At 61.9% G+C, this 11,686-nt stretch carries 10 protein-coding genes; 2 read left to right on the top strand and 8 right to left on the bottom strand.

What is annotated here, in order from left to right:
- The first annotated feature begins 19 nt into the window (after positions 1–19).
- Both mtlD and BLU25_RS03940 read left to right on the top strand, forming a co-directional pair.
- Positions 20–2,146, top strand: a complete 2,127-nt coding sequence (gene mtlD / locus BLU25_RS03945; RefSeq protein WP_016781083.1) for a bifunctional mannitol-1-phosphate dehydrogenase/phosphatase — start codon at positions 20–22, stop codon at positions 2,144–2,146.
- A 61-nt stretch (positions 2,147–2,207) separates the two neighbouring features.
- Entirely contained in the window at positions 2,208–3,218 is a 1,011-nt protein-coding gene (locus BLU25_RS03940) for an Ldh family oxidoreductase (protein WP_016781082.1), read from the top strand.
- Positions 3,219–3,341: 123 nt separating this feature from the next.
- Here the strand turns inward: BLU25_RS03940 and abaF are convergent, their stop codons facing one another.
- The 8 genes from abaF to BLU25_RS03900 form a co-directional block, all read right to left on the bottom strand.
- A complete protein-coding gene (gene abaF, locus BLU25_RS03935) occupies positions 3,342–4,736 on the bottom strand; it encodes a fosfomycin efflux MFS transporter AbaF (RefSeq protein ID WP_029611436.1) in 1,395 nt (464 codons plus the stop codon).
- A gap of 70 nt (positions 4,737–4,806) precedes the next feature.
- Positions 4,807–5,724, bottom strand: a complete 918-nt coding sequence (locus tag BLU25_RS03930) for a dihydrodipicolinate synthase family protein (protein WP_016781080.1) — start codon at positions 5,722–5,724, stop codon at positions 4,807–4,809.
- Between the two features lie 174 nt (positions 5,725–5,898).
- Entirely contained in the window at positions 5,899–6,927 is a 1,029-nt protein-coding gene (locus BLU25_RS03925; RefSeq protein WP_016781079.1) for a trans-3-hydroxy-L-proline dehydratase, read from the bottom strand.
- A gap of 9 nt (positions 6,928–6,936) precedes the next feature.
- Complete coding sequence (locus BLU25_RS03920) at positions 6,937–7,659, bottom strand: amino acid ABC transporter ATP-binding protein (RefSeq protein WP_016781078.1); 723 nt, start codon at positions 7,657–7,659, stop codon at positions 6,937–6,939.
- Positions 7,652–8,302, bottom strand: a complete 651-nt coding sequence (locus tag BLU25_RS03915; RefSeq protein WP_016781077.1) for an amino acid ABC transporter permease — start codon at positions 8,300–8,302, stop codon at positions 7,652–7,654. Before BLU25_RS03915 ends, BLU25_RS03920 begins: the two co-directional genes overlap by 8 nt.
- A 10-nt stretch (positions 8,303–8,312) precedes the next feature.
- Positions 8,313–8,978, bottom strand: coding sequence for an amino acid ABC transporter permease (locus BLU25_RS03910; RefSeq protein ID WP_016781076.1), 666 nt, complete (start codon positions 8,976–8,978; stop codon positions 8,313–8,315).
- Positions 8,971–10,740 carry a cis-3-hydroxy-L-proline dehydratase gene (gene lhpI, locus BLU25_RS03905; RefSeq protein WP_016781075.1) on the bottom strand — a complete coding sequence of 590 codons (1,770 nt, stop codon included), beginning with the start codon at positions 10,738–10,740 and terminating at the stop codon, positions 8,971–8,973. Before lhpI ends, BLU25_RS03910 begins: the two co-directional genes overlap by 8 nt.
- A gap of 10 nt (positions 10,741–10,750) precedes the next feature.
- Positions 10,751–11,569 (bottom strand): ABC transporter substrate-binding protein, encoded by an 819-nt coding sequence (locus tag BLU25_RS03900; RefSeq protein ID WP_016781074.1) that lies wholly within the window; start codon positions 11,567–11,569, stop codon positions 10,751–10,753.
- Positions 11,570–11,686 lie beyond the last annotated feature (117 nt).

Here is an 11,686-nt window from a genome sequence, read left to right as displayed (position 1 = left end):
CTACAAAGGAGCTGTGTTCATGATTTATTTTCAGGGTAAACGAATTTTCAGTGCCATCTTCGATATGGACGGCACCATGTTCGACACCGAGCGCTTGCGCTTCAAGACGCTCAAGCAGGCCGCCGAGGAGATTTACGGTACGCCGCTGAGTGAAGCAACACTGATCGGCTCATTGGGCCTGAGTGCCAAAAAAGCCGAGGCGCTGGCCAGGGCCAATCACGGCGACGACTTCCCCTATGCCCAGGTGCGTCAGCGCGCCGACGAGCTGGAGCTGGCCCACGTTCGCAATCACGGCGTGCCGATCAAGGATGGCCTGCTCGAAGTACTGGAGCGTTTGCGCAAATACGGCCTGACCATGGCCGTAGCCACCTCCAGCCGCCGGGCGATTGCCGAGGAATACCTGATCAACGCCAATGTGCTGAAGTACTTCGACGTCACCGTGTGTGGCGATGAAGTGGACCAGGGCAAGCCCCACCCGGAGATTTTCCTCAAGGCGGCCAGCGCGCTCAATTGCCTGCCTGAGCATTGCCTGATGCTGGAAGACTCGCAGAACGGCTTGCTGTCGGCCATTCGTGCCGGCGGCCAGCCGATCCTGATCGAGGACATCAAACCGCCGGCTCCTGAAGTCGCAGCCTGTGCCCTCAAGGCCTACACCGGCATGCACGGTTTTTTGGGTGACCTGAGCGAATGCATGCCCGACCTCGGCACCCCGGCACTGACCGAGAGCTTCCCGCCCACCCTCAACCAGTTCAGCGCCGCTATTCATGGCTTTGGCGCAATGGGCGGTGGCTACCTGACGCAGATTTTTTCCCACTGGGATGGCTACACGCGGCCCTGCGAGATTATTGCCGCGACCCGCTCGCGGATGCTGCGCGAGACCATCCAGGCGTTTGGCCGCTTCAGTGTGCGCTACAGCGCCACGTCCTTCGACCAGACCATCGATTACCTGCGCATGATTGATATGGACGACGCCGAAGCGGTGATCCGCATGTACGACGTGGCGGAAATCGTCGGCCTGAGCCTGCCTGAAACCGCTATTCGCAAGCAGGCTGGCGTGATCGCCCAGGGCCTGGTGCGTCGCTACGAGCGCCGGGGCCGGGAGCTGACCATTCTGATTGTGTTGAACAAGGTCGGCGGCGCGGACTTTGTACGCCGCCAGGTGCAGGCGCAGCTTGAACGGCTGGTTTCGCCCGAACTGTGTGGCAAGATTCTGGACAACACCCATTTTGTCGAAACGGTGGTCAGCCGCATCGTCTCCAAGCTGTCCAATGAAGCCTTGGTGCGCCAGTTGCGGATCAAGTCGAAGATGTTCCAGAACAGCCTCAACGACGAACCCGACGCCCCTCGCGCAGTACCGCGTACACCGGTGCCCGAGTACGAACGGTTGATCAGCCGCTTTCGGCCTTTTGCCCAGTCGAGCAACGCCTTGAGCCAGTTGCACCTGATCCTGTTTAACAGCGAGCCGGACATGCCCCTGTATGCCCAGCGCTGCAGCAATCTGCTTGAGCGCTTGCGTCAGGTGAAGACGGTGGACGATATCACCCAGACCCAGGTGATGAAGAACCTGCTGTGGAATGGCCCCCACGCGATCATTGCCTGGTACGCCGCCCTGCTGGGGCATGACTGGTTGGGGCAGGGCATGGGCGATCCACGGGTCAATAAGTTGGCGCAGCGCCTGATCGGCGAGGCCGTCGGCCCGGCACTGGTAGCCGAAAACCCGCATATGGCTGAGGCTGTGGCCGCGTTTTCGAGCACTTTTCTGGAACGCTGCAACACCTCGTTCAAGGACCCCTGCGCCCGGGTCGGGCGTGATCCGCTGCGCAAACTGCAACGCAACGAGCGGATTTTCCGCAGTATCGACCTGGCCAGAAAACATGGCATCGACAGCAGCGCTCTGGAGTTCGGCGCCGCGCTGGCCCTGCACTATGCGCTGCGCAGCACTGACAGCAAGGATCTGGAGTGCCTGCAGATGCGCAGCCTGTATCGGGAAAGTGGCAGCATCGAGGCGGTACTGACCTGGACCGGCAGCTATAACGGCCAACCGTATCCGGGGCTGGATCCTGTGCAGGATGCGGCGCTGATCGCGTCCATCGCCGGGCACTTCCACGGCCCGCTCTGTGCTGAATTCGTCATGCAGGCGGCCTGAATCGATCAAGCCGCAAGCTCGGCTATGGTCCAGTCTGAAAGGTCTGTTCAAGGAGCTGACCATGAAACGACTGACCCTGGCCCAGGCTTATGAGCTGGCCGAATCGATCTTGTTGCATAACGGTTTCAACCCGGCCCATGCGCGTGCAGTGAGTGCCACGGTACTGGCCGGGGAACGCGATGGCTGCGCGTCCCACGGCTTGTACCGGGTGCTGGGCTGCGTCAATTCACTGCGCGCGGGCAAGGTGTCGGCCGATGCCGTGCCCCGGGTAATCGACCAGGCGCCGTCGATTGTGCGCGTGGATGCAGCAGGCGGTTTTTCCCAGCTGGCCTTTCAGGCAGGTTTGCCGTTATTACAGGAAAAAACTCGAGCCAACGGCATTGCGGCACTGGCGATCAACCACTGTGTGCATTTTTCGGCATTGTGGGTGGAGATCGAACAGTTGACCGCCGCCGGGCTGGTGGCGCTGGCCTGTAACCCGAGCCATGCCTGGGTGGCGCCGGCGGGGGGCAACCAGCCGGTGTTTGGCACCAACCCCATTGCCTTTGGCTGGCCACGGCCGGGGCGCGACCCGTTTGTCTTTGACTTTGCCACCAGTGCCATTGCGCGTGGCGATATCGAGCTGCATCGCCGGGCCGGCAAGGCTATTCCTGAGGGCTGGGGGGTTGATGCGCACGGGCAACCGAGCACCGATGCCAATGTGGTGCTCGACAGCGGCGCGATGCTCACGTTTGGCGGGCATAAAGGTTCGGCGCTGGCGGCGATGGTGGAGTTGATCGCAGGGCCCTTGATCGGCGATTTGACCAGTGCCGAATCCCTGGCCTGGGACGGGGGAAGCAAGTCGTCGCCTTATCATGGCGAGTTGATCATCGCGCTGGACCCTCAGCGTTTTCTGGGGGCAGCAACCGAGGAACACCTGGCCCGGGCCGAGGTATTGTTTACCGGTATCGAAGGGCAGGGCGCGCGCTTGCCGTCGCAGCGCAGGTATGAGGCGCGGGCGCGCAGCGAGGTGGAGGGGGTGCAGATACCGCTAGCCCTGTTCAATGACCTGCAGGCGTTGTTGAAGGGATAGGTGTGCGGGGTGGCGCTGGTTGTGGGAGCGGGCTTGCTCGCGATGGCAGCGCCGCGGTTTGACTGAAACACCGCTGCGATCCCATCGCGGGCAAGCCCGCTCCCACAGGGCATCCCCTATGGGTCAGGCCAGCGAATCGCCCTGACGTGTAGGCGCCACCGCCGGCTCATCCAGCGCCGAAATACGCGCTGCCGATTCGGCGTCCACCTGATGCAGCGACTTGCCCCGCGTCTCGCGGGTCAGGCCCACCGCCACGATGGAGATCAGCGATGCCCCCACCAGGTACCAGGCGATAGGCGTTGAGCTGTGGTACTTGTTGAGCAGGGTGATGGCGATCAACGGCGCCAGCGAACCGGCAAAGATCGGTGCCACCTGGTAGCACAGCGACAGGGCGGTGTAGCGCACATGGGTGGGGAACATTTCGGCCATCAACGCCGAGTAAGGTGCATAGGTCATCGACTCGATGGCCAGGCCCAGGGTAATGGCCGCCATGATCAGCCAGTTGTTGCCGGTGTCCATCATCGGAAAACCGACAAAGCCCCAGAACGCTGTCAGCACCGCACCCACCAGGTACACCGGCTTGCGGCCTACCAGGTCGGACAGATAACCCATCAGCGGAATCATGAAAAAGTGCAGCAGGTGGGCACCGAACATCAACAACAGGATTTCTGAGGTGTCCTTGTGCACCACCAGTTTCAGGTAGGTGATCGAGAACGTGACCACGGTGTAGTAGAGAATGTTTTCCGCAAAGCGCGCACCTATGCCTACCAGCACCGAGCGCCAATGATGACGCAGGACTTCAACCACCCCCAGTTGCTGTTGCTTGTTCTGTGCCTGACGGGCCTGGGCTTCCTTGAAAATCGGGGCGTCGTCGACGCTGGTGCGGATCCAGTAGCCGATCAGTACCACCACGGCCGAGAACCAGAATGCTACACGCCAGCCCCAGGCGAGAAAGTCCGCCTCCGAGAGTGTCGTCGACAGCAGTAGCAGGGCAACGGTGGCGACCAGGTTGCCCGCCGGAACTCCGGCTTGTGGCCAGCTGGCCCAGAAGCCACGGCGGTTGTCCGGGCAGTGTTCGGACACCAGCAAAATGGCCCCGCCCCATTCACCGCCAAAGGCGAAGCCCTGAATCAGGCGCAGCAGTACCAGCAGCACCGGGGCGGCGTAGCCGATCGTGTCGAAACCGGGGAGGCAGCCCATCAGGAAGGTGGTGATGCCCACCACCACCAGGCTCAGTTGCAGCAGGCGCTTGCGGCCGAATTTGTCACCATAGTGACCAAACACCAGGCCACCCAGTGGCCGGGCCAGAAAACCCACGGCATACAGGGCGAAGGCGGCGATGATGCCGTCAATCGGGCTGTCGGTCTGGCGGAAAAACAGCTGGCCAAACACCAGTGCCGAGGCCGTGCCGTAAAGGAAGAATTCATACCATTCTGCGACTGTACCAGCCATGGCTGCTGCCACGACACGTTTGAGTCCTGCAGGGCTGGTGGTTGCGTGAGAGGGTTGTGTCGTCATGCGGGTTTTCCTTAAAGGGCGCGAAGACAGGGGGCAGGGCGGGCACTCGTCGGCCCGCCCCGGCTATCAGTCAAAGACCGACATCAGGCAAGTGCGGGCGGTTGGCCAGGGCCCTGGCCATGATCTGCTCGACAAATTCACGATCCTCGCGGGGCAGGGCCAGGCGCGGCGGGCGGGTCAGGGCGCTGCCGCGACCGGCAATGGCTTCGCACAGCTTGATGCACTGCACCAGGTCGGCACGGGCGTCCAGATGCAGGATCGGCATCAGCCACTCATAGATCGGCATGGCTTCGGCAAAGCGTCCGGCCTTGGCCAGGCGGAAGATGGTTTCGCCCTCCTTGGGGAATACGTTGGACATCCCCGAGACCCAGCCTTCGGCGCCCACGGCGAGGCTTTCGAGAACCACGTCGTCGAGCCCGGCAAACAGCACAAAGCGCTCGCCCACTTGATTGCGGATATCGATAAAGCGCCGGGTATCGCCCGATGAATCCTTGAAACACACCACGTTGTCGCAGTCAGCCAGGGAAATAAGGATGTCGGGGGTGACGTCGTTTTTGTAGATCGGCGGGTTGTTGTAGACCATCAACGGTACATCGGCATTTTTCGCCACATAGCGATAGTGCTCGGCGGTCTCGAAGGGTTTGGAGCCATACACCAGCGCGGGCATCAGCATCACGCCATCCACGCCGACCTTGCGTACCGCATTGGCCACCTTGGCCGCCTGCACGCTGGTGAATTCGGCCACGCCGCAAATCACCGGGACCCGGCCGCGGGAGGCGTCCACCGCGACTTCGGTCACGGCAATTTTCTCTTCGGCGCTCAGCGAGGTGTTTTCCCCCACCGAACCGCACACCACCAGGCCGGACACACCGTCGCGGATCACGTTGGAAATCACCTGGTGGGTCTTGTCCAGGTTGATGCTGAAGTCATCGTTGAATTGAGTGGTCACCGCAGGGAAGACGCCACTCCAGTTGATGCGCTTGCTCATTGTTTATTGCCTCCGGCTGTATTAATCGTATTTCGTATACGTTTGTAGGGGTGTATTTTTGCCCTTGTGGGAGCGGGCTTGCTCGCGATTGCATCGCTGTGGTGTGCCTGCCAGACCGTGTCGTCTGCATCGCGAGCAAGCCCGCTCCCACAGGGCGGGTTGTTGTGGGCGGGGTTACGCTCCCGGCCAGGTATCCGACAGGCGATAGCCCTGGGGCCACGGATCGCTCGGGTCCAGCAGCAACTGGTGGGTACCGGTGATCCAGGCCCGCCCGGCGATGCACGGGTAAATGGCCGTGCGCCCGGCCACTTCGGTCATGGAGTCAATACGGCAATGAAATTCCGAGCCAATGATCGAGCGGCCGATAAAGCGCTCGCCCACCTTGAGCACGCCCTTGGCCTGCAACACCGCCATGCGCGCCGAGCAGCCGGTGCCGCAGGGCGAGCGGTCGATCTTGCCCGGGCGGATCACCACCGCGTTGGCACCACTGGCCACGCCATTCTCGTATTGCACGGGTGCGGCGATCTGGCAAAAGGAGATATGCGACCAGTCCGGGTTCAGCGGGTGGACAAAACCCAACTGTTCGTTGGCGGCACGGGTGATTTTCAGGCCGATTTCAACGATATCTTTGGCTTCATCCGGGCTGATCGAAAAGCCCAGTTCCCTGGCATCGGCGAGCACGAAGCTGTCACCGCCATAGGCCGTGTCAACCTTGAGCGAGCCCAGGCCTTCGACTTCAATCCAGGCATCCAGGCGGTCAGCAAAGGACGGCACGTTCTTGATCTCGACCCGTTGCACCTTGCCGTCGCGGCAGTCGGCCACCGCCTCGATCAGGCCGCCGGGGGCTTCGAGCACCAGTCGGGTTTGCGGCTCGGTCATCGGCAAAATGCCGCTGTCGAGCAACACCGTGGACACGCACATCGAATTGGACCCCGACATGGGCGGGGTATCGGCCGGCTCCATGATGATCCAGGCCATTTGCGCCCGCGGGTCTTTGGCCGGCACCAGCAGGTTGACGTGGCGGAACACGCCGCCGCGAGGCTCGTTGAGTACGAAGTTGCGCAGGGTTTCATCCCGGGCAATCCAGCGCGACTGCTCCCACACCGTGGCACCCGGTGGCGGTGCCACGCCGCCGACAATCACGTCACCGACCTCGCCCTCGGCGTGACAACTGACCACATGGATGATTTTCGATGAACGCATGCTCTGCTCCTATTTGACCGACTTGAGAAAGGCCGCGGTTTCCGCGTGCACAGGGTTGCCGATGACTTGATCGGGGGAGCCGATTTCGTGCACCAGGCCGTTGCGAAAGAACGCCACGCGGTCGGAAACATCCCGCGCGAAGCGGATTTCATGGGTTACCAGGACCATGGTCATGCCGTCTTCGGCGAGCATGCGCATGGTGTCCAGTACCTCACCCACCAGTTGCGGGTCGAGGGCCGAGGTGGCCTCGTCGAACAGCATGTAGTCGGGGGACATGGCCAGGGCGCGGGCAATGGCCATGCGCTGTTGCTGGCCGCCGGACAATTTGCCGGGGAAGGTCTTGAGCTTGTCGCCCAGGCCCACATGGGTCAGTTGCTGCACTGCCAGCGCCTCGGCTTCGGCTTTGCTTTTACCCAGTACCTTGCGCGGTGCCAGCATCACGTTTTCGAGCACGGTGAGATGGGGGAAGGCGTTCCATTGCTGGAACACAATGCCGATTTTCTGCCGCAGGTGGTTGAGGTTAGTGGCGCGGTCATGGACTTCGATGCCGTCGACGCGGATGTGGCCTTTCTGGATCGGTTCCAGGCCGTTGATGCACATCAGCAGGGTCGACTTGCCGGAGCCGGAGCCGCCGATGATTGAAACCACTTCGCCCTTGTTCACAGTCAGGCTGACGCCTTTGACCACTTCGAGGTCGCCGAAGGATTTGTAGACGTTGTCGATCTCAATCATTTTCTTGCCACCTTTTTTCCAGGCGAGCACCAAGGCGCGCAACCACCAGGCTCATGACGTAATAGATAAGGCCCGCAATGCACAGCACCAGCATTGGTTCCTGGATGCGGGTGACGATGGTTTGCGAGGCGCGCAGCAGTTCGACGATGCCGATCCACATCACCAGCGCGGTGTCTTTCATCACGCTGAGCACCAGGTTGAGCCAGCCGGGGAAGGCCACGCGCATGGCGATGGGCAACACGATGTAGCGCAGGTCCTGCAGGTAGCTCAGGCCCAGCGAGCGACTGGCCCGGCGCACGGTGAACGGTACTGCGAGCACACCGCTGCGCACGATCTCGGTGAAATACGCGGCGGCGTAGACCCCCAGCACGATGCAGCCGACGCTGAAGGCGCTGATGTCCAGACCGACGATGCTCTTGAGCGAGTTGAACAGCACGAACTGGATCAGCAAGGGTACGCTGCGAAACACATCCAGTACCCAGGCCAGCGGCAGGCTGGCCCGTGGCAGCAAGGCACGCAGCAGGCCGAACAGCAGGCCGGCAACGGTGCCGAGCAAAATCGCCCAACTGGTCAGTTGCAGGGTGACCCATGCCCCCTGCAGCAAAAACACAAAATCGTTCCAGGTAAAACTGGTGGAAAACATGGGCTAGTCCTCAGTAACGAAACAGCCGCCAGGCCATCAGCCGGGCTACTGCAACGATCGCCTTGGCAATCAGGTAGTACAGCACCGCGGCAATGGCGAAGTATTCGAAGGTGCGGAAGGTTTTGACGTTGTAGTCCTGGGTCACGCCGGTGAGGTCGTTGTTCAGGCCCACGATCACCCCCAGCGAAGTCATCAGCACCGCCCAGACCATCTGGTTGGTCAGCGGATAGAAGACGATGCGCAGCAATTGCGGGACGACGATCATGCGGTAGGTCTGGAAGGCGCTCATGCCCAGCGAGCGGGCGGCGCGTATCTGGGTTTCGGGCACGGCCTTGAGGCCGCCGCGAAAGTTCTCCGCCAGATAGCCGGCGTTGTTGAACGTGATCCCGGCCAGCAGGGCGATCCATGAACTGACATGCAGGCCCAGGGAACCGAGACCGAAGTACAGGACATAGATCTGGAACAGCGAGGGCGTATTGCGGGCGATGGACACCCAGGCATTGCCGGTGCCGCGCAGCAGCGGGTTTTTGCTTTCGCGCATCACCGTCAGGGCCAGGGCGATCAAGACGCCGAAGATCATCGACAGGGCCGCGGTCTCGAAGGTCACCAGGGCACCGGCGAGCATATCCGGCAAGGCGCGCAGGGCAGAGCGCCATTGGAAGGTGTAGTCAAACATGGGTTGCGTTCTCCAGTGAGGCAGCGGGTTGCAGCCACGCTGGCAAGCGCCCGCTGGCCGTAGCGCTGCACGCCGCATCCACACACTCGGCGAGGCTGGCGAAGTGAACTTTGCGGCCCACCAGGCCGGGGGCGTAATGGGCGTATTTGCCCGAGTTGGTCATCAGGTTCCTGGCCGCCGGAGGAATCACCGGCTCACCGAGCATGCACCAGCAGGTGTCACTGACGATCACGGCGCCAAAGGCTTCGAGCACCCCGACATGCCCGGCGGCACGGGCCTGTTCCAGCACGGCACGGCCACAGGTGATCGCCAGCACCACATCTGGGTGACGCTTGCGGCCCTGGCACAGGCGCGCCAGCCGGGCGAACTCGCTGAGGGAAAAGTGCGGGTTGCCCAATGACACCACGTCGACCTGCGGGTCACGGGCGCTGTTGAGTTCGTGCCAGCTGAGCAGCAAGTCTTCAAGGCTGACCTTGATCACCGGCAGCGGACCGTCGGTGACCTGAGCCGGGTCGAGGGCTTCGGGGGTGACGCCGGCGATATGAAACAGGGGCGCGGCGCTGGTGGTGGCAAAGGCCGCGCCGAATGCCTTGAGATCGTCCAGGTCCGGATGCTGCAGCTTGAGCCCCAGGATCAACGGGATCCGGCTGCCGGCCAACGCGCCGATGTGATAACCCAGCAGGGGGTAAAACGCGTCATCAAGGTTGCCCAGGGTTGGCAGTTCGATCTGCAGGCGGGCCTTGCGCTGGTCCTCCAGATGGCAGCCGATCAGCGGTGCACGCCCTGTGAGGGCAATGCAGATATCCAGATAGTCGGGGTACTTGAGTGTGCGGGCGCCGAGCACGCTGTTGGCGTAAACCACCGCGTTGGATTCGGCCCAGACAATTTGCTCGCCCGCCTTGGGCGCACTGTCGAGCAGGTAAGGGGCACAGGTGAAACTCAGTTGCGCACCCATAGCCATGTAAGCATCGCCCAAGGCACTGGCAGGCACGCCGAGTGCCGGGTCGATACCCAGTTCGCGCCAGCGGCGCTGGTCCACGGAAATTGAATTGAGGGTGGTGGGCACGCGAACTTTTGCGCCCCATGCCACCAGTTGCTGCGCAAAGCGCAAACTCGCCGGCCCGGTATAGATGCAGCCGTCGATATGGGCCTGGGTGATGTCGACCAGTTGCGTGGCGCCTTGAATCTGCGCCATGCGCAACACGATCTGCATGGCAACCTGGGCGGCTTTGCCGTAACTGCCGGCGAGCAGTGCGCGATCGTGCTCGGTCAGTTCGATCGAGGCATGTGCTTCTGCGGCCGGTGTGTCGTTGTGCGGTGGTGGAGTGTCGTCAGGTGCTGAGTCGTAGAGGCTTAGATGTGTGCCATCGACCCTGGCGAACGCGTTGCCGCGCAATTGGCCAAAGGCTTCCCTGCCGATGCACAGCACCGGCAGGGAACGCTGGAACAGGGTCCGAGCGACCAGCACGCCAAGGGTCAGGATCTCGTCGGCTTCAGCCAGCACCAGCGCCGCGGGGGCATGGCCATTGCTGATCAGTTCCATCAGCACACTGCTGCCGGTGCAGGAGCCGCGTCCACTGGGGATCGCCAGCACGCGCCCCGCCAGGCATTCGCCGCTGAGGGGGTGATGGCGGTCGATCACTTCGCCACTGAACGGGTCGACCCCGCCCCAGAAACTCAGGCCGACATCGGCGTACAACAGCGGGGCGGATGCATGGCCATCAACCAGGCTGCGGCCTTCAAGAGCACTTATCCCGGACATGCTGGATACCTCAGTAGTAGACGTGAGGTACGGTCAGATCAGCCGGTGGAATCTCGGTCCCGACCCATTTGGTCCACAGCTCCTTGTAGCGTCCGGTGCGTACTTGCTGGTTGACGAACAGGTTGAGGTAGTTGAGTAGGCCGTACTCGTTGCGCTTGGCGCCCAGGGACACGTAATCGACCACATAGGGCGCGTTACCGGCGACCTTGAGGTTTTTGTACTTGCCTGATTTAAGGGTAGCTGCGGCCACGGTATTGGTCACCACGGTGGCTTCGATATGGCCCTGGGCGACGGCCAGCAGGGTGTCGTTCTGCGACTGATAGGCACGGAACGAACCGCTGCCCCAGTTTTTCACGTCTTTCTCCAGGGCGATGGCCTCATAGGTGCCGCTGGTGTTGCCCAATGCCTTGCCCTTGAGGTCGTCGAAGCTGTTGATGCCGGTGTTGTCGCGGGTCAGCACGACCATCTGGAAGGCGAAGTAAGGGATGCTCAGGCCGACGGTCTTGGCACGTTCCAGGGTGTCGGAAGTGGACGCCACGATCACATCGGCCCGCCCGGAGACCAGTGCCGGGATGCGGTCGGGGAACGGGGTTTCAACGATTTCGGCATCCACGCCGAGCACTTTTGCCAGGTCGTTGCAGTAGTCCACATCGAAGCCCACCGGCTTGTTGGCTTCGTCACGCGAGCCCATCGGCGGGAAGTCCAGGGTCACGGCGCAGCGCAACTTGCCCGAACCGATAATGTCGTCGAGCTTGTCGGCCTGGGCCGTGGCGATAAAGGAAGTACTGAGAACAGCGCTGAGAGCTACGGCAAGTACGGGGTTTTTCATGGAAGCCTCGGAGTCGTTGAAGTGCTGTTGAAAATCGTTCTTTGGATTTCGTATACGATATTTGTTTAGCAAATCGTGTGCCGATTGTTCCTGCAAAGCTGTAATCAGCGCGGGAGA

It is taken from the genome of Pseudomonas fragi (assembly GCF_900105835.1).
GTDB classification, from domain to species: domain Bacteria; phylum Pseudomonadota; class Gammaproteobacteria; order Pseudomonadales; family Pseudomonadaceae; genus Aquipseudomonas; species Aquipseudomonas fragi.
Note: the sequence above shows the minus strand (reverse complement) of the source record. Positions and strands in the feature narration are given on the sequence as shown.

Bases quoted from the DNA above. Each gene is read 5' to 3' on its own strand.
- mtlD (WP_016781083.1), top strand. From the start codon at position 20: ATGATTTATTTTCAGGGTAAACGAATTTTCAGTGCCATCTTCGATATG.
- BLU25_RS03940 (WP_016781082.1), top strand. From the start codon at position 2,208: ATGAAACGACTGACCCTGGCCCAGGCTTATGAGCTGGCCGAATCGATC.
- abaF (WP_029611436.1), bottom strand. From the start codon at position 4,736: ATGACGACACAACCCTCTCACGCAACCACCAGCCCTGCAGGACTCAAA.
- BLU25_RS03930 (WP_016781080.1), bottom strand. From the start codon at position 5,724: ATGAGCAAGCGCATCAACTGGAGTGGCGTCTTCCCTGCGGTGACCACT.
- BLU25_RS03925 (WP_016781079.1), bottom strand. From the start codon at position 6,927: ATGCGTTCATCGAAAATCATCCATGTGGTCAGTTGTCACGCCGAGGGC.
- BLU25_RS03920 (WP_016781078.1), bottom strand. From the start codon at position 7,659: ATGATTGAGATCGACAACGTCTACAAATCCTTCGGCGACCTCGAAGTG.
- BLU25_RS03915 (WP_016781077.1), bottom strand. From the start codon at position 8,302: ATGTTTTCCACCAGTTTTACCTGGAACGATTTTGTGTTTTTGCTGCAG.
- BLU25_RS03910 (WP_016781076.1), bottom strand. From the start codon at position 8,978: ATGTTTGACTACACCTTCCAATGGCGCTCTGCCCTGCGCGCCTTGCCG.
- lhpI (WP_016781075.1), bottom strand. From the start codon at position 10,740: ATGTCCGGGATAAGTGCTCTTGAAGGCCGCAGCCTGGTTGATGGCCAT.
- BLU25_RS03900 (WP_016781074.1), bottom strand. From the start codon at position 11,569: ATGAAAAACCCCGTACTTGCCGTAGCTCTCAGCGCTGTTCTCAGTACT.